This window comes from Allocatelliglobosispora scoriae, assembly GCF_014204945.1.
GTDB lineage: Bacteria > Actinomycetota > Actinomycetes > Mycobacteriales > Micromonosporaceae > Allocatelliglobosispora > Allocatelliglobosispora scoriae.
In genome coordinates, this window is the sequence record NZ_JACHMN010000002.1 from 111,503 (window position 1) to 128,423 (window position 16,921).

Below are 16,921 nucleotides of genomic sequence, written 5' to 3' on the forward strand. Positions count from 1 at the left end.
AAAACCATGACGCAATCGAACGAGTTGCAGATCGACTTCTCGGCCATCACCGGCGGCCCGGCCGAGCCGCCGCAGGGCGCCGTCGACACGGCGCTCACCAAGGCGGCGCTGGAGACCGGCACCGGCGGCGCCAAGCAGCTCGTCTGCGCGGACCTGCTCACCCCGGCCCAGCGGGAGCAGGCCTCGGCGCTGGCCAAGCAGCTCTACCCGACGATGCTCAACAACACCGACCAGCTCGCCGGATTCGGCGCCGGTGCGATCGAGCAGGTCAACACGCAGGTCACCCGGATCTTCCGGGAGGTCGGCCCGGTCAAGATCCCCGAGCTGACCGCGATCATGCACGAGATCAACGACCGGATGCGTACCTTCCGCCACAAGTACGACCCGAAGGACCCGAAGGTACGCGAGACGTTCGACAAGTTCATGGACGCGGTGAAGGGCATCTTCGCCAAGGGCCGCGACATGGTCGAGATGCTCTTCGAGGAGGCGCGGACCGTCGAGCAGCAGCTCGACCGGATCGCCGGGACGCTCGCCGACAAGCAGCAGCAGCTCAAGCGCAACGTGGTGCTCTGCGACGAGCTCTACAAGGCCAACGAGGCGGCGATCGGGCAGCTCATCGGCGCGATCTCGGTGATGGAGCTGATCCGCGACCTCGCCGTCGCCGAAGCCCGCGCCACGGTGATCAACCCCGCCGATGTGGACAAGCGGGACAAGGAGGAGCACCTCGCCCGGGTCACCGAGTTCATCCAGGCGATCGAGGTGCGGATCAACGAATACCAGCAGCGGCTCTTCATCGCCTGGTCCACGTCGCCGCAGGTGCGCAACATCCGCACCCTCAACTACGGCCTCGGCCAGCGGTTGGCGCTGCTGACCAGCCTCACCATCCCGACGATGAAGCTCACCATCGCCCAGTGGGGACTGCTGCTCCAGGCCGACCAGGCGGCGAAGATGCAGGAGGCGGTCGCCGACGGCGCCAACGAGGTGCTCTCTGCCTACGCCAGCGCCGCAGGCCAGGCAGTCCCCGGCATCGCCCGCATGATCCAGACCCCGACCATCCGGCCGGAGACGATCATGGAGGTCGCCGCGTCGATCGACGCCCAGGCCAAGGGCATCGAGGACGCCGTGCGCTACGGCGAGCAGCGCCGCGCCGAGGTCGTCAACGCGATCGTCACCGCGCAGGAGTCGATGTCGCAGTCCTCGCAGCGGCTCAGCCGGACCGTGGTGGAGCTCGTCAGCAAGGCCCAGCAGCGGATGGAGCTCCCGGCCGCGCCCGCCCTGCCGGCGTCGGTGCTGGAGCAGGCGCCGCAGATGGTCCCCGTCCGCTAGGTCCCCGACAGGCCCGCCCCGACCCGGGGCGGGCCTGTTCACCCTGGCGCCCACGGCAATTCGTCGGTTATTGCCCTGCGCCTTCTACGGTGCGGCCCATGCGCAGAACACTTCTTCCCGTGGTGCTGGTCGCACCGCTGCTGCTGGCCGCCGCGCCCGCATCCGCGACCGCTCCGACCGGACCCGCCCGGGTCACCGCCGTCCTGGAGACCCCGGCGCTCTACGACGACGAGGCCGGCGGGGACGCCGACGTCGACGACCCGGCGATCTGGATCCACCCGACCGACCCGGCTCGGACCCGCGTCATCGTCACCGCCAAGAACGGCGGGCTCTACGTCTACGACCTGCGTGGACACCAGACGCAGCACTTCGCGACCCCCGCCGCGCCGGGCCCCGACGACGAGTCCGGCCGCTTCAACAACGTCGACCTCGTCAGCGGCTTCCGGCTCGCCGGGCGGACCGTCGACCTCGCCGTCGTGACCGACCGGGGCCGCGACAAGCTGCGGTTCTACCGCATCGACGACGGCACCCTGACCGACGTCACCGCGGCGAGCGCGCCGTTCGCGTTCAACCGGACGCAGGCGGAGGTCAACGAGCAGGCCACCGCATACGGGCTCGCGACCTACAGGACCGGCGACGACTGGTACGCCGTGGCGAGCCGCCGGCACACCCCGGAATTGGGGATGTTCCGGCTGATCGCGGTCGACGGCAAGGTCACCTACCGGCGTACCGACTCGCTGACCCTGCCGGCCTCCTTCCGGCTGCCCAATGGCACCACCTGGACACCGTGTCTGGAGCCGGGCGAGGGCCCGCAGGTCGAGGGCATGACCGTCGACCCGGTGCTGGGCACCCTCTACGCCGCGCAGGAGGACGTGGCCCTGTGGCGCGTCCAGGTCGTCGCGGGCCGCTTCGGCCTGTGGCCGTCGCAGGTCGAGCGGGTACGCGAATTCGGCGTCCCCGCCACCTACGACCCGGAGACCGAGGAGTGCGATCTCGACTGGGCCGCCGACCCGGGCTACGGCGGGCGCATCGCCGCCGATGTGGAGGGCGTCACGATCTACCGGACCGGGCTGCTCACCGGCACGCTGATCGTCTCCTCGCAGGGCGACGACACGTTCTACACCTACGACCGGCTCACCAACCGGAAGCTGACGCAGTTCGCCGTCGTCGACGGTGCCGTGGACGGCTCGCAGGAGTGCGACGGTGCCGCCGTGGTCTCGACGCCGCTGCCCGGCTTCCCCGGCGGTCTGCTGGTGGTCCAGGACGGGCACGAGACACCCGACTCCGACCGGACCGCCACGAACGTCAAGTTCCTCGACGCGGGCTTCCTGCGCCGCTGACCGACGAGCCTGCCGGGTACGCGGTGCCGTCGTACCGCGTACCCGGCAGGTGGTGTCCTTGACCGGCGGTGGCCATCCGCCGTGCACCGTCCGGTGGTCGCCCGGTCGTCCGCGCGTCACTCCTCGCTGGCATGGTGCCCCCGTGCCCATCCGCTCCTTCGCCGCCACCGTGGGCCACCGGCTACTCCACCAGCGTGAACTGGGCTTTCTCGGTTCGCTGATCGTCGTCATCGGCTCCTGGTCCGCCGGTGCCGTCCCGGCCGCGACGCCCGGATCGGCGATCGCGCTGCTGCGCCACCCGGATGCCGGTCTCGTCGCCGTCTACTTCGGAGTGATCCTGCTGCTCGGTGCGTGGATCCGGCTGGGCCGGGACCTCGCCGCCGGTGCCCGGGTGACCCTGCACGGGACCGTCGTCACCTTCGGCTGGTGGGCGGCGCCGCTGCTGGCCGGTCCGGCCATGTTCAGCCGGGACGTCTACAGCTACCTCGCCCAGGGCGCCACGGTCCTCGCCGGGGCCGACGTCTACACCGCCGGGGTCGCCGGGCTCGGCGGGCCGCTCGCGGCCGAGGTACCCGCCATGTGGCTGCACTCGCCGCCGCCCTACGGCCCGCTCGCGATCGGGCTCTCCGTCATCGTCGCCGCCGTCACCGGCAAGCAGGTCATGCTCGGCGTCCTCGGCATGCGACTGGTCGCGCTGCTCGGCGTCGGGCTGCTGCTGCGGTTCCTGCCCGAGCTCGCCCGGCACTGCGGGGTCAGCCCGGTCGGCGCGGTGTGGCTCGCCGTGCTCAACCCGCTCGCCCTGCTGCACCTGGTCGGCGGCGCGCACAACGACGCCGTCATGCTCGGCCTGCTCGTCGCCGGCCTGACCCTGGCGCTGCGCGGCGGCCATCCGGTCCTCGCCCCGGCCCTGATCACCGGGGCGGGCCTGGTGAAGGTGCCTGCCCTCGCCGGGCTCCTGGTCTGCGTGTGGCTGTGGCGCAAGCTCCCCACCCGGGGCGAGCAGGCCTGGACAGCCCTGCGCACGGCGGCGGTGGTCGCCACCACCACGCTCGGCGTCACCGCGCTCGTCGGCACCGGATTCGGTTGGATCGGCCTGCTCGGCTCGCCGGTCTCGGCGCAGAGCTGGTCGTTGAGCAGCGCGGTCGGCAGGCTCGCCCGCAACGTCCTGACCGCCACCGGCTCCGCCTACGCCGCGTCGGCGATCCCGGCCACCCGGTGGCTCTTCCTCGCACTCTTCGTCGTCAGCATCGCGGCACTGTGGCTGCTGCGGCACTGGCTCGGCCCCGTTCTCGCCATCGGGCTCGGGCTCGGCGCGTTCGCGCTCCTCGGCCCCGTGACCCGCCCCTGGTACGCCCTGTGGGGAGTGGTGATCGTCGCCGCAGCCTCCGCCCACCCGGTCCTGCGCTGGTGGTGCGCCGGGATCAGCGCCGGGCTGGCCCTGCTGGTGCTGCCCAGCGGGTTCGGGCCTGACGGCACCCAGCTCCGGCTCGCGGCGGGTGGCGTCGCCCTCGCCACCGCCCTGTTCGCGGCAGCAGCACCCCTGTCACGTTTTGCAGCAAAGCGTGGCTTCGCGCGCGATAACAACCACGCTTTGCTGCAAAACGTGACACCGGCGGTGCTGCGGTGACCGGGCGGACGGGTTCGCCGTCGACCGCTGTCAGGGCGGTCCGGCTCGCCGCGCTCGCGACCGTGATCGGCGTGGTGCTCGCGGTGATCCCCGGGCACCGGGGCTGGTTCGACGTGGGTGTCTACCACGGCGCCGTGACCTGGTGGGTCCACGGCGGCGACCTCTACGAATACCTCCGACCCGGGACGGAGTACGGGTTCACCTACCCGCCCTTCGCCGCGCTGTGCCTGTCGCCGCTGGCGCTGCTGCGGTGGCACCCCGCCGTCGTGGCGAGCATCATCGCCAACGCCGTCGCCGGTGCGCTGCTGGTCCGGTGGCTCTTCGTGCCGGTGCTCCGGCGAGCCGGGCGGCCGGCCTGGGAGGCCTTCGGCCTCGGCGCCTGCCTGCTCGCCGTCTTCGAGCCCGCCCGCGACACCGTCAGCTTCGGCCAGGTCAACCTGGTGCTGCTCGCCCTGGTCTGCGCCGACCTGCGCCTGCTCACCTCCCGCTACGCCCGCTACGCCGGCATCTGCATCGGACTCGCCGCCGCGATCAAGCTCACCCCGGCGCTGTTCATCGTCTACCTGTTGGTGGCCCGGCAACGGCGCGCGGGTCTGGTGGCGGCCGCTGTCAGCCTCGCCGCGACCGGGCTCGCTGCCCTGGTGGCACCGGCGGCGACCCATACCTTCTTCACCGAGGCGCTGTGGCAGACCTCGCGGGTCGGCAACCTCGCCTACGTCTCCAACCAGTCCCTGCAGGGAGTCGTGGCGCGGCTGCACCTGCCGGGCCACGACCGCCTGGTGTGGCTCGCCGCGGTCCTCGCGGTCCTCGTCGTCTGGGCGGCCCGGGTCCGGCGCGCGGCCGCCATCGGCGATCAGCGGGCCGGTTTCGCGCTGACCGGGCTCGCCGCCTGCCTCATCAGCCCGATCACCTGGGTGCACCACCTCGTCTGGTGCCTGCCCGCGCTGATGCTGTTCGTCGAGCGCACCCGCACCCCGTGGACCCGCCGGTCCGCCGCCGCCGTCGTCGGCTACGCCCTGATGTGCAGCAGCGTCGTCTGGCTCTTCGCCAACAACTACGCCGGGTTCATCGGATTCGTCGGCTCCAACACCTATGTCTGGGTCGGGCTGGCGCTGCTCCTCGTCCTACCGGTGCACGGTGCAGGCGATGACGCTGCACTTCATCGAGCCGAAGTCCAGCGCCTCGCCGGGCAAGGCGGGCGGGCCGAACACGAGCTCCTCGAAAACGGCGAGGAACCCGTCGGCGGCGGCCTGCCAGCCGAACTGCTCCGCCCGGCTGCGGGCGGCGGTTCGCCGGTCCCGCTCCGGCCGGGCCAGCAGCTCACGGAGAGCAGGCGTGAAGTCGTCACCCACGGCGCCGAGCCCCGCCGCCCCGAGCACTCCCGGTAGCGCGCTGTCCGCGCTCGCCACGACGGGGGTACCGGTGGCGAGGCACTCCAGCGCGGCGAGGCCGAAGGTTTCGATCGGCCCCGGCGCGATGGCGGCGTCGGCGCTGGCGAGCAGCCCGGCGAGGGTGGGCCGGTCGCTGATCCAGCCGGTGAAGGTGACCGGCAGGTCGGCTGCCGCAGCGGTCAGGTTCGCTCGCAGCGGGCCGTCACCGGCGATGACGAGGCGGGCGGGCACTCCGGCGGCGAGCAGCCCCCGCAGCGTCGTCAGGGCACGCTGTGGACGCTTCTCCACCGACAGCCGGGTGCAGCAGACGATCAGGACCTCGCCTGGCTCGGCGTAGGCCGCCCGGGTGGTCGCCGACCGCAGTCCCGGATGGAACGCGGTGAGGTCCACCCCGAGCGGCACCTGGCGTACGTTGCCCGCCCCCACCCGGTCGAACTCCGCCGCCGCCCACCGGGTCGTGCAGACCACGGTGTCGTAGCGGCGTGCGGTGGCCCGGTTGAGCCGGTCGGCCACCCGCGTCCGCGGCCCGGTGGGCAGGCCCGCGACGGCGAGGAGCCCGTCGAGGCTCTCGTGCGACACCATCACCGAGGCGACACCGTGACGTGCTGCCCAGCGGCCGGTCCACCGCAGCGTGCTGCGGTCGGAGACCTCGATGACGTCGGGGCGGAGCTCGGCGAGCAGCCTCGTCAGCGGCCTGCGCCGCAGCAGCACGCGGTAGCCGCCGAGGCCGGGGACGAGCGGACCGGGCAGCGTGATGACCCGGCCCTGCTCGGTCGAGGAGTCGGAGTGCGCGGGCCCCGGTGTGACGAGGACCGGGTGGTGCCCGGCGTCGAGGTAGCCCCGGCCGAGCTCCCGCAGCGCGGTCCGCAGGCCGCCCGAGCTCGGCGTGACGAAGTTGGCGAGCCGGACGATCCGCAGCGGTCTCACGCGGTGACTCGCAGCCGGGCGGGGATGGCGCTCGGCACCACGACCGGGACGGCGCCGGGCGCGTGCACCGCCTGGCGGTAGTACTCGATCAGCTCGTCGCCCAGCGCCGACCAGGTGCGGTCGACGACCGAGGCCCGGGCGGCACCGCCGAGGCGTTCGCGCAGCCCCGGATCGTGCAGCAGCCGGGCCACCGCCGCCGTCATCGCCGCCGGGTCGCCGGGCGCGACGAGCAGGCCGGTCCGCTCCTGCGCGATCAGGTCGATCGGGCCGCCCGCGCCGGGAGCCACCACCGGTACGCCGCTGGCGAGCGCCTCCTGGATCGTCTGGCAGAACGTCTCATGTGGACCCGTGTGGGCGAAGACGTCGAAGCTGGCGTAGAGCCGGGACAGCTCGGCACCGTGCCGGGTGCCGAGCAGGACGGCTTCGGGCATCGCCCGCCGGACGGCACGGCGCATCGGTCCGTCGCCGATGACGACCACGGTCACACCGGGCAGGGCGGCGGCACCGGCGAGGAGCTCGACCTGCTTCTCCCGGGCCAGCCTGCCCACGTACCCGACGATGAGGTGGCCGGGCGGGGCGAGCGACGCGCGCAGGTCGGCGCTGCGGTGGCGGGGGTGGAACCGTGCGGTGTCGACGCCCCGCCCCCACCGGTGGACCTGGCCGACCCCGTGCTCGGTGAGCTGCGCGGCGGTCGCCGACGACGGCGCGAGGGTGATCGTCGCCTGGGCGTGCAGGCGGCTGATCCACCGCCAGGCCATCGCCTCGGCCGGTGCCGCCCGGTAGGCGCGGGCATAGCCGGGCACGTCGGTCTGGTAGACGGCGACGATCGGCAGGCCCAGCCGCGACGCGGCCCGAGCACCCCAGCGGCCGAGCACGAACGGGCTCGCGAGGTGCACGACATCCGGCTGGAAGTCGCGCAGCGCGTCCTCGATCCGGCGGCTCGGCGGGGTGAGCCGCACGCTGGCATAGCCGGGCAGCGGCAGCGACGGCAGGCGTACCACCGGGAAGGGTGACGGGCCGGCCTGCGCGAGGCGCATGGGCCTCGGCGCGATCACCATCGGCTCATGGCCGTGGTCGACCAGGTGCTCGGTGACCCGGGCTACCGAGTTCGCCACCCCGTTGACATCGGGAGCGAACGACTCCGTGATGATCGCGACCCGCATGGGCAGACGGTAGGACCGCCGGTCGTACACATCAGGGCCATTGGGCGGACGGCAGGCGACACCCGACAGAACAGCGCGAGGCGCGTGCGCCCTCGCACCGAAGCCGAGAACCGTATCGATCGACATCCCGGCGCCACGATCCGTTCACCGTTCGCGGGGTTCGCCGCCGCCTGCGCTGCCTACCCTCGTCGCTATCGCCGACGGATCGATGGTGAAGGAGACAGGACGTGGAGCGTCGCGACATTCTGCGCGTGGGTGCGGTGAGCATCGGTGCCGTGGGCTTCTCCGGTGCGCTGTGGAAGGAGGCGTTCGCCGCCGCCGCCCAGCCGGGCCCGGGGCCCTACGGTCCCCTGCTCGCCCCCGACACCAACGGCATCGCCCTGCCCGCCGGGTTCACCAGCCGGGTCGTCGCCCGGTCGGGCCGCAAGGTCGGGACCACCGCGTACACCTGGCACTGGGCTCCGGACGGCGGCGCGTGCTTCGCCGAGGGCTCCGGCTGGATCTACGTGTCCAACTCGGAGATCCCGCTCTTCGGCGGCGCGTCCGCGATCCGCTTCAACGCCGCGGGCGACATCATCTCGTCCTATCGCATTCTCGCCAACACCAACCTCAACTGCGCCGGTGGCGCGACGCCGTGGGGCACCTGGCTCTCCTGTGAGGAGATCGCCCTCGGCCGGGTCATGGAGACCGACCCGCGCGGCATCAAGCCCGCCGTCGAGCGGACCCGGCTCGGCCGGTTCAAGCACGAGGCCGCCGCCTGCGACGCCGACCACCGGGTCGTCTACCTCACCGAGGACGAGACCGACGGCTGCTTCTACCGCTTCGTCCCCGATGTCTGGGGCGACCTCGACACCGGCCGGCTCCAGGTCCTCTGCGCTCCGGCGGGTACGACTTCCGGGCCGGTGACCTGGCAGAACATCCCCGACCGTGACGGCATCCCGACGGCGACCCGGTCGCAGGTGGGTGCCGCGCTGCGCTTCAACGGCGGCGAGGGCTGCTGGTATACCGGCGGCGTCTGCTACTTCACGACGAAAGGCGACAACCGGGTCTGGGCGTACACCGCGGCGACCCAGACGATCGACCTCGCCTATGACGACTCGCTGGTCCCGCCCGGCACCGCACCGCTGACCGGCGTCGACAACATCACCGGCAGCCCGTCGAGCGGCGACCTCTTCGTCGCCGAGGACGGTGGCAACCTGGAGATCTGCGTCATCACCCCGGACGGCGTGGTCGCGCCGTTCCTGCGCATCACCGGCCAGGACAGCTCCGAGGTCACCGGGCCCGCGTTCAACCCGGCCGGAAATCGGCTCTACTTCTCGTCCCAGCGTGGCACCTCCGGTTCCTCGACCGGCTCCGGTGGAATCACCTACGAGGTCAGCGGCCCGTTCCGCGCCTGATCGTCCAGCTTCGCAGAAACGGAGTGCGCATGTCCCAGCGCATCATCGCGGCGGCGGCAGCCGCAGCGCTCGTCCTCACCGGCGGCGCCCTCGCCGGCAGCGCCGCGACTGCGGCACCGCCGTCGCAGTTCACCGTCGTCAACGGCGCGATCCGCACCGCCACCGGTACGCCGGTCCCGGCCTCGGGCACCCACGCGTCGCTCTGGGCCAATTCGAGCTACGCCACGACCACGATCACCGGCTCGGGCCGGGTGCAGATCGGCGCCATCGGCGACAACTGCGAGGGCTGGCCGACGATCCGCGTCACGGCTGACGGCGTGGTCAAGGGCACCACCACGATCGTCAGCGCCACCAGCTACGGCACCTACCCGGTCGGCTCGGCGATCGCCGGTGGCACCCACACCATCAAGATCGAGTTCATCAACGATCTGAGCACCTCGGCGTGCGACCGCAACGTGCACATCGGCTACGCCAAGATGGAGACGGCGACCACCGACACGAAGTTCAGCTTCGCGGTCATGCCCGACACCCAGCAGGAAGTGCTCAACACCACCGACACCCGGTTCCTGAACCGCACCAATTGGCTGGTCGGCAACCGGTCCACCCTCGACCTGCGGTTCGTGACGAGCTCCGGCGACGTGGTCAACTGGGACACGCCCGACCACTCCCAGTACGTCATCGCCCGCAACGCCATGCGACCGCTCGAAACGGCGGGGATCCCCTACTCGCTGGCGATCGGCAACCACGACACCCAGGCGACCGGCGTCGGCGGCTCGGCCCGCGACCCCGCCCACACCCGCGAGCTCGTCCGCGACACCACCGTCTTCAACCAGTACTTCACCGCCGCCCAGTACGGCGCCGTCGCGGGGCAGTTCGAGGCGGGCAAGGTCGACAACTCGTACTCCACCTTCTCGGCGGGCGGGCTGCAGTGGCTCGTGATGACCCTGGAGCTGTGGCCCCGGGTCGAGGCCGTCACCTGGGCGAAGGGCGTCGTCGCGGCGCACCCGCTGCACAACGTCGCCGTCGTCACGCACGACTACATCGACGGCAGCGGCAACATCGAGCAGAGCTCGGGTTACGGCGCGACGAGTCCGCAGTACCTCTTCGACAACCTGATCAAGCAGTACGCGAACATCCGCTTCGTCTTCTCCGGGCACACCGGCATCGCGGGGAGCCGGACCGACACCGGGGTCAACGGGAACAAGATCTACACGTTCCTGCAGACGTTCCACTCCAACACGACGAACCCGGTGCGGCTGGTCGAGGTCGACACGGCGGCGAACTCGCTGCACACGTGGATCTACGGGCCCTACAACAACCAGACCTTCACCGAGTACGACAAGGTCGTCACGGGGATCGGCTTCGTACGCTAGGCATCCCGTCGGGGCTCGAACCCTTGCCGATGGTGACGGGTTCGAGCCCTTTCGGACACCAGATCTCAGGTCGCGACAGTGTCCGGCACATCAGCCGATGCCGTCGACCGCGGCCCTCAGCGCGGCGATCGACGGATCCCAGGTGAAGTTCAGAACCGGGATGCCGGATCCGGCGGCGTTGCTGTCGCCGCCGAGGACCACCGCCCGCGGCTTGCCGGTGCCCTGCGGGACGATGAGGTACCAGCTGCCCTTCACATTCGCGATGAACACTTCATCTACCTCTCGGTCGGGCGGGTTCGGGTGGGTGACGTCTCCGACGTAGGTCTCGAAGTCCACCGTCGCGCGGAAGTTCGTCGGGCTGCCGGTGTTCAACCAGAGACTCGTGTGCACATGCGGTCCGACTCCGCTGTCGCTGCCGTTCGCCGAGGAGCCGGAGTACGCGATCGTCTGGCCTCGCGACACCCGCTGCCCGGTGGCGACGGTGATCCTCGACAGATGCAGGTGTCGGCTGTAGTTGCCGTCATCATGGGCCATCCCCACGACGCGGCCGGTCGCGGTGGAGGTGTCGGTCTTCACGTACCGGATCGTGCCGCTCGTCGCGGCCGCGACGGGGGTGCCGACTCCGACTGCGTAGTCGGTGCCCGGCTCGCCCGAGGGCGGCGTCCGGTTCCGGTGGTCCTGCCAGGAACTCGAGATCGGGACGTTCCCGCACGGCCGCTGATAGCCGCCGGCAGCCTGAGCGGAGTCGGGCAGCAGCGCGAAGGCGGCCGACACCCCGGATGCCGCCAGCGCGGCGCCGGTGAGGAACCCGCGTCTCGACAGGCTCCGCAGGTAGGCGACGCCGTCGAGATCCTCGGGCCGCAGATCGCCGTGGCCGGCGTTCCGGGGAGGGTCAGGGCCGGGTTCCCCACTGAGGATCATCAATGCAACCTAAGGCCACTTCCGCTCAAGGGCAAGGGCTTGCCGGCCATCGCCGCGAGGCGCCCGGCGAGAACCGCCGATCAAGCGAGCCATTGACATGTGAAACTCTTCTTCACATGATCTACATTCATGAAGCTTTTCTCGCATGTCGGCCACCTCCGGCGCGCAGCGGTCGTGGCGGTCCTCGCCGCGACCGGCGCCCTGCTGCCCATTACCCCGGCCATGGCCGCGGTCCACCAGGCGTCAGCGACGATCGGCGGCTACCCCGTCTGGGCCCACTTCGCCAACCCCACCGCCGGGCGCGACTACACGATCATCACCGAGCTGCAGCGGCTCATCGACAACGCCTCGGCGGGCTCCACCGTCAAGGGCACCATCCACTCGCTGAGCATCGACTCCGTCGCCGATGCGCTGCTGCGCGCGCAGACCCGCGGCGTCACGGTCATGGTCGTGATCGACGGCAAGAACGCCCCCTCCACCGACCCCGCGGTCACCACCATCAAGAAGCTGACCAATCACAAATTCTGCACCAACGCCAACGGCGGCACCGGGTGCATGAGCACCAGCCCCGACGGCGACATGCACACCAAGATGTTCACCTTCACCTCGACCACCGACCCCGCCGGGGTCCGGCGCGGCAACGTCTCGTGGTTCGGGTCGGCCAACCTCACCTACGCCACCGGCACCGACGCGTTCAACAACACCATCACCGTCTACGGCGACACGGCGCTGTTCAGCGGCCTGAACGCCAACTTCTCCGACCTGTGGAACCGCCGGCACTACTCCGGCAACGACTACTACGACTCCGCTTCCGGACGGGGCTACTACCAGGCGACCGCAGCCGACGCGTACGCCTCGCCCGAAGGCGCGGGCCAGACCGACACCATCGCGACCCGGCTCAACGACCTGACCCCCACCAGCAGCTGCCGGCTGCGGATCGGCATGGCCTCGGTCACCAGCGGTCGCCCCAAGGTCGTCGACGTGGTCAAGTCCTACCGGTCCGGCGGCTGCAACGTCTGGATGGCGGTGGGCACGGACTCCTCCGGCGGCATCTCCATGACCGAGTCGGTCTACGACGAGCTGCTCGCTGCCGGGGTCGCCATCCACCGCAAGGACGACATCCACAACAAGTTCTTCATGGCGTACGGCAGCTACGGCGGCACGTATCAGTACCGCGTCTATACCGGATCGCAGAACTGGACCCAGGACGCCCTGAACGAGAACGAGGAGCTCTTCGTCAAGATGGGCCCGGAGACCGGCACCGCACACCCGCTCTACGACGCCTATTACACGCACTTCAACGAGGCCTACAACACCGGCACCGCCTGCACGAAGACCAACTATCCCTGCCGCTGAATCCCACGTCGGGCGTAAGGGCGGTTCAGGCCTCTTCGGAAGGAACGGCCTTGAGCCGCTCGCGCTCGACCAGACTCGTCGCGCTAACCCTGCAGGTCGACGACGAGGCGGAAGACGTCGGTGCGCAGCCAGGAGTGGGTGATCTCGACCCGCCGGCCGGTGCGGTCGCTGTCGGTGCGGCTGTCGATCCGCACCACCTCGGTGTTGCGCGGCAGCTCCAGCGCCGTCACCACGTGCACCGGCGGCGCCACGATCTCCGCCCGCAGCGCGTGCCGCACCGGCTGCAGCCCGTAGGCGCCCTCGATCGCCGCGAGCAGCGAATCGTGGCGCGGTAGCGCCTCGGTGAGCCCGGGAACGAGGTCGGCCGCGAGCCAGCTCGTCTTGAACAGCGCCCGCTGCCCGTCGACCCGGCCCACCCGCTGCACCACGAGCAGCGGTCCGCTCACCCCCAGCGCGGCACCGATCTCGTCGGGTGCCGCCGCGAGCTCGGCGCCGACGACCTCGGCATGCGCGGTGCCGCCCGCGGCACGAACGAGCTGCGCCCAGTTCGGCATCGCGAGCGGCGAGACGATCACGTCGTAGCGCCTGCTGACGAAGGTGCCGCTCCCCCGGCGGCGACGCACGACCCGGCGCTGCTCCAGCTCGTCCAGCGCGGCCCGGGCGGTGAGCCGGTTGACGCCGTGACGCCGGGCCAACTCGTGCTCGGAGGCGACCCTGGCCCCGGCCGGCTCGGTGGCGAGCAGCCGCTCGAGTTCGTCGGCGAGAGCCAGGTATGTCGGTGCCTCCATGTCCGACACCGTATCAGTTGTCTACTCAGCTCGGGTCACCATTGGAGCAGGGTTCGGCGGCCCGGCAGGCTCCGTTCACGCTCCGGTCACCGAACCCCGCCACAGTCTCCCTTGAAGTTATCTACACAACTTGTGAGGGAGGTGGCGCCATGCGGGTGATCGTCGTCGGCGGCGGCATCCTGGGCCTGATGCACGCCCATGCCGCGATCGGGCGCGGCCACGAGGTGATCCACCTCGAACGCGAAGCGGGCACGCGGGGCGCGAGCGTGCGCAACTTCGGCCTGGTCTGGGTCTCCGGCCGCACCACCGGCCCCGAGCTCGACCTCGCCCTGCGGGCTCGGCAGCTCTGGCAGGAGATCGGCGCCGTGATCCCGCGGGTCGGCTTCCGCCCCAACGGTTCACTGACCATTCTGGGTACGCCCACCGAGCTCGCCGTCGCCGAGGAGGTCTGCGCCCGGCCCGACGCCGAGAGCCGGGGCCTGCGACTGCTCGACCCGGCCGAGGCGCGCCGGATCAACCCGTCGCTCGGCGGCGACCTGCTCGCCGCCGTGCACAGCGACCGCGACGCCGCCGTCGAGTCCCGACTGGTGCCGCAGGCGATCCGGGATGCGCTCGACGCGACCGGCCGATACACGTGGCTGCCGGGCCGGGAGGTCCGCGAGCTCGGCGACGGACCGTCCATCGTGGACCATCTCGGTGACCGGCACGACGGCGACCTGGTCATCCAGTGCACCGGCGCGGCGCACACCGGCCTGTCCGGTCGGCACCTGTCGGCGGCGCCGCTGCGACGCGTACGCCTCCAGATGATGCAGACCGCGCCCTTCGGCACACCCGTGACCACGTCGATCGCCGACGCCGACTCGATGCGCTACTACCCCGCCTGGGACACCCCCGCCCGCGCCGCCCTGCCCCCGCAGCACCCGGTCGCGGCGGAAGGAAAGATGCAGCTCCTCCTGGTGCAGCGCCTCGACGGCGGCCTGACGATCGGCGACACCCACGAGTACGCCGAGCCCTTCGCCTTCGACCTCGACGAGCGCTACTACGAGTACGTCCGCGAGGCCGCCGAGCGGATCCTCGGCCGGACCCTGCCGCCGATCGTCCGCCGCTGGGCCGGGGTCTACTCGCAGACCACCGACGACGCCATCTACCACCGATCGCAGCCGAGCCCCGGCGTGATCGTCGTGACCGGACCGGGCGGACGGGGCATGACCCTCTCCCCCGCCATCGCCGAGGAGACCTTCAAGTGACCCACGACTGGACCACCACACCCCGGCCGCGCCTGGCCTGCCTGGACATGGCCGGGACCACCGTCGGCGACGACGGCCTCGTCGAGCGGGCCGCCTCGGCCGCGCTCGCCGGGCAGGGGCTCGACCCCGGCACGGCCGGCCACGCCGCCGCACTCGACGTGGTGCGCCGCACCATGGGCCAGTCGAAGATCACCGTCTTCCGGGAGATCTTCGACGGCCGGGAGGAGGCCGCCGTCGCGGCGAACGCGGCGTTCGAGTCCGCTTTCACCGAGTTCGTGGCGGTCGGCGAGGTGACCGCGCTGCCCGGCACCGAGCAGGCCCTCGCCGAACTGCGCGAGGCAGGGCTCGCCGTCGTGCTGACCACGGGTTTCGCCCGCTCCACACAGGACGCCATTCTCGACGCCCTGGGGTGGCGAGACCTGATCGATCTGGCGCTCGTCCCCGGCGAAGCGCTGCGCGGGCGTCCCTTCCCCGACCTGATCCTGCACGCGGCACTACGCCTAAGCATCGACGATGTACGATCTATTGTGGTCGCGGGCGACAGCGTCAACGACATCGGCAGCGGCGTGCGGGCCGGGGCCGCGGTCGTCGCCGGTGTCCTCGGCGGCGCACACGACGCCGACGCGCTGGCCGCGGCGGGCGCCACGCACCTGATCGGCAGCGTCGCAGAGCTGCCCGGCCTGCTGCGGCAGGAGTAGACGGTGATCGCGAGGCGGCACCGCGTCGTCGCCCCGCCGATCCCGGGCTGCTGTGAAGCCGCGCACAGCGCGCGCTGTCACGGAGCCCTGTTCAGTCCGGCGCGGCCGATTGATCCCACGATGTTCAGCTCGCAGACACCACCGTCGTGCCTACTGGGCGCGCCTGTAACCCCATCATCCCTTGGGAGACCAGCATGACCTCGTCACTCACCCGCCGGGCCGGTCGCCTGGCGGCCTGCATAACGCTCTCGGCCGTCACGGCACTCGCCGCCTCCGCGTGCGGCGCCAAGAAGGAGGAGGCGCCCACCACCACGGGCGTCGCCGCCGGCAAGGCCGTCTCCGTCGCCGACTTCGGCGGCATGGAGGCGCTCGTCGCCGCCGCTAAGAAGGAGGGCCAGCTCAACGTCATCACGCTCCCGCCGGACTGGGCCAACTACGGCGAGATCATCAAGGCGTTCAGCGACAAGTACGCCATCAAGGTGAACAGCGACAACCCGGATGGCTCCAGCGCCGACGAGATCGCCGCGGTGAAGACCCTCAAGGGTCAGGACCGGGCCCCCGACGTGCTCGACCTCGGCGTCGCGTTCGCCCTCAGCGGCGCGGCCGAGGGCCTCTTCGCGCCCTACAAGGTCGCGGCGTGGGACAAGATCCCGGCGGCGCAGAAGGATGCGCAGGGCCGCTGGTTCAACGACTACGGCGGCTACGTCTCGATCGGCTGCGACGCCAAGCGGATCGCGGTCTGCCCGCAGACCTTCGCCGACCTCACCAAGCCGGAGTACAAGGGCAAGGTGGCGCTCAACGGCAACCCGACCAAGTCCGGCTCGGCGATCGCGGCCGTCTACGCCGCGTCGCTCGCCAACGGCGGCTCCTTCGACGACATCCAGCCCGGCATCGACTTCTTCGCCAAGCTGCACAAGTCCGGCAACTTCATCCCGGTCGAGTCGACCCCGGCCACGGTCGAGAAGGGCGAGACCCCGATCAGCCTCGACTGGGACTACCTCAACGCCGGTTACGCCAAGGAGTTCGCGGCGAAGGGCGTCGACTGGAAGGTCGTCGTGCCGACCGACGGCAAGTACGCCAACTACTACTCCCAGGCGATCAACCTCGACGCGCCGCACCCGGCCGCCGCGCGCCTGTGGGAGGAGTACCTCTACAGCACCGAGGGTCACAACCTCTGGCTCAAGGGCTACGCCCGCCCCGTCCTGCTGCCCGCGATGATCGCCGACGGCACCGCGTCCGCCGAGTTCGTCGCCGCGCTGCCCAAGGTCGAGGGCGAGCCGAAGTTCCCGACGCCGGACCAGAACAACAAGGCGAAGGCCACCCTGGTCGAAAAGTGGGCCAAGGCACTGGCCGGCTGATCGATGCCC

At 71.2% G+C, this 16,921-nt stretch carries 13 protein-coding genes and 1 pseudogene; 10 read left to right on the top strand and 4 right to left on the bottom strand.

Features of this window, described 5'->3' with window-relative positions:
• The first annotated feature begins 6 nt into the window (after nucleotides 1–6).
• The 4 genes and pseudogenes from F4553_RS06460 to F4553_RS40710 form a co-directional block, all read left to right on the top strand.
• Nucleotides 7–1,326 (top strand): toxic anion resistance protein, encoded by a 1,320-nt coding sequence (locus F4553_RS06460; RefSeq protein WP_184833478.1) that lies wholly within the window; start codon nucleotides 7–9, stop codon nucleotides 1,324–1,326.
• A gap of 98 nt (nucleotides 1,327–1,424) precedes the next feature.
• On the top strand, nucleotides 1,425–2,666 hold the full coding sequence (locus F4553_RS06465; RefSeq protein WP_184833480.1) for a phytase: 1,242 nt from the start codon (nucleotides 1,425–1,427) through the stop codon (nucleotides 2,664–2,666).
• A 142-nt stretch (nucleotides 2,667–2,808) separates the two neighbouring features.
• Nucleotides 2,809–4,293, top strand: a complete 1,485-nt coding sequence (mptB, locus tag F4553_RS06470; RefSeq protein WP_221469799.1) for a polyprenol phosphomannose-dependent alpha 1,6 mannosyltransferase MptB — start codon at nucleotides 2,809–2,811, stop codon at nucleotides 4,291–4,293.
• A gap of 134 nt (nucleotides 4,294–4,427) precedes the next feature.
• Nucleotides 4,428–5,138, top strand: a pseudogene (locus F4553_RS40710) (glycosyltransferase family 87 protein); the annotation flags it as partial.
• 279 nt (nucleotides 5,139–5,417) lie between these two features.
• On the opposite strand, the gene F4553_RS06480 reads toward F4553_RS40710, so the two are convergent.
• Entirely contained in the window at nucleotides 5,418–6,611 is a 1,194-nt protein-coding gene (locus F4553_RS06480) for a glycosyltransferase (protein WP_312875119.1), read from the bottom strand.
• A complete protein-coding gene (locus tag F4553_RS06485; RefSeq protein ID WP_184833482.1) occupies nucleotides 6,608–7,774 on the bottom strand; it encodes a glycosyltransferase family 4 protein in 1,167 nt (388 codons plus the stop codon). The genes F4553_RS06480 and F4553_RS06485 overlap by 4 nt, the downstream gene beginning before the upstream one ends.
• A gap of 227 nt (nucleotides 7,775–8,001) precedes the next feature.
• On the opposite strand from F4553_RS06485, the gene F4553_RS06490 reads away from it, so the two are divergent.
• Together F4553_RS06490 and F4553_RS06495 are read left to right on the top strand one after the other, a co-directional pair.
• A complete protein-coding gene (locus tag F4553_RS06490; RefSeq protein WP_184833484.1) occupies nucleotides 8,002–9,171 on the top strand; it encodes an alkaline phosphatase PhoX in 1,170 nt (389 codons plus the stop codon).
• 29 nt (nucleotides 9,172–9,200) lie between these two features.
• Nucleotides 9,201–10,544 carry a carbohydrate-binding domain-containing protein gene (locus F4553_RS06495; RefSeq protein ID WP_184833486.1) on the top strand — a complete coding sequence of 448 codons (1,344 nt, stop codon included), beginning with the start codon at nucleotides 9,201–9,203 and terminating at the stop codon, nucleotides 10,542–10,544.
• A 90-nt stretch (nucleotides 10,545–10,634) separates the two neighbouring features.
• On the opposite strand, the gene F4553_RS06500 is transcribed toward F4553_RS06495, so the two are convergent.
• On the bottom strand, nucleotides 10,635–11,465 hold the full coding sequence (locus tag F4553_RS06500; RefSeq protein WP_184833488.1) for a M23 family metallopeptidase: 831 nt from the start codon (nucleotides 11,463–11,465) through the stop codon (nucleotides 10,635–10,637).
• A 129-nt stretch (nucleotides 11,466–11,594) separates the two neighbouring features.
• On the opposite strand from F4553_RS06500, the gene F4553_RS06505 reads away from it, so the two are divergent.
• A complete protein-coding gene (locus F4553_RS06505) occupies nucleotides 11,595–12,821 on the top strand; it encodes a phospholipase D-like domain-containing protein (RefSeq protein ID WP_184833490.1) in 1,227 nt (408 codons plus the stop codon).
• An 83-nt stretch (nucleotides 12,822–12,904) separates the two neighbouring features.
• Here the strand turns inward: F4553_RS06505 and F4553_RS06510 are convergent, their stop codons facing one another.
• The gene (locus F4553_RS06510) at nucleotides 12,905–13,609 is read right to left on the bottom strand and encodes a GntR family transcriptional regulator (RefSeq protein ID WP_184833492.1); all 705 of its coding nucleotides are present in this window, start codon (nucleotides 13,607–13,609) and stop codon (nucleotides 12,905–12,907) included.
• A gap of 149 nt (nucleotides 13,610–13,758) precedes the next feature.
• Here F4553_RS06510 and F4553_RS06515 point away from each other — a divergent pair, with 149 nt between their 5' ends.
• The 3 genes from F4553_RS06515 (at nucleotide 13,759) to F4553_RS06525 (ending at nucleotide 16,912) form a co-directional block, all read left to right on the top strand.
• On the top strand, nucleotides 13,759–14,856 hold the full coding sequence (locus F4553_RS06515; protein ID WP_184833494.1) for a TIGR03364 family FAD-dependent oxidoreductase: 1,098 nt from the start codon (nucleotides 13,759–13,761) through the stop codon (nucleotides 14,854–14,856).
• Complete coding sequence (locus tag F4553_RS06520) at nucleotides 14,853–15,554, top strand: phosphonatase-like hydrolase (RefSeq protein ID WP_376776194.1); 702 nt, start codon at nucleotides 14,853–14,855, stop codon at nucleotides 15,552–15,554. Before F4553_RS06515 ends, F4553_RS06520 begins: the two co-directional genes overlap by 4 nt.
• A gap of 194 nt (nucleotides 15,555–15,748) precedes the next feature.
• Nucleotides 15,749–16,912, top strand: a complete 1,164-nt coding sequence (locus tag F4553_RS06525; RefSeq protein ID WP_184833496.1) for an ABC transporter substrate-binding protein — start codon at nucleotides 15,749–15,751, stop codon at nucleotides 16,910–16,912.
• The last annotated feature ends 9 nt before the right edge of the window (nucleotides 16,913–16,921 follow it).

Coding starts and splice junctions, on each gene's coding strand:
- F4553_RS06510 (WP_184833492.1), bottom strand. CDS start 13,609: ATGGAGGCACCGACATACCTGGCTCTCGCCGACGAACTCGAGCGGCTG.
- F4553_RS06525 (WP_184833496.1), top strand. CDS start 15,749: ATGACCTCGTCACTCACCCGCCGGGCCGGTCGCCTGGCGGCCTGCATA.
- F4553_RS06515 (WP_184833494.1), top strand. CDS start 13,759: ATGCGGGTGATCGTCGTCGGCGGCGGCATCCTGGGCCTGATGCACGCC.
- F4553_RS06505 (WP_184833490.1), top strand. CDS start 11,595: ATGAAGCTTTTCTCGCATGTCGGCCACCTCCGGCGCGCAGCGGTCGTG.
- F4553_RS06460 (WP_184833478.1), top strand. CDS start 7: ATGACGCAATCGAACGAGTTGCAGATCGACTTCTCGGCCATCACCGGC.
- F4553_RS06500 (WP_184833488.1), bottom strand. CDS start 11,465: ATGATCCTCAGTGGGGAACCCGGCCCTGACCCTCCCCGGAACGCCGGC.
- F4553_RS06495 (WP_184833486.1), top strand. CDS start 9,201: ATGTCCCAGCGCATCATCGCGGCGGCGGCAGCCGCAGCGCTCGTCCTC.
- F4553_RS06485 (WP_184833482.1), bottom strand. CDS start 7,774: ATGCGGGTCGCGATCATCACGGAGTCGTTCGCTCCCGATGTCAACGGG.
- F4553_RS06465 (WP_184833480.1), top strand. CDS start 1,425: ATGCGCAGAACACTTCTTCCCGTGGTGCTGGTCGCACCGCTGCTGCTG.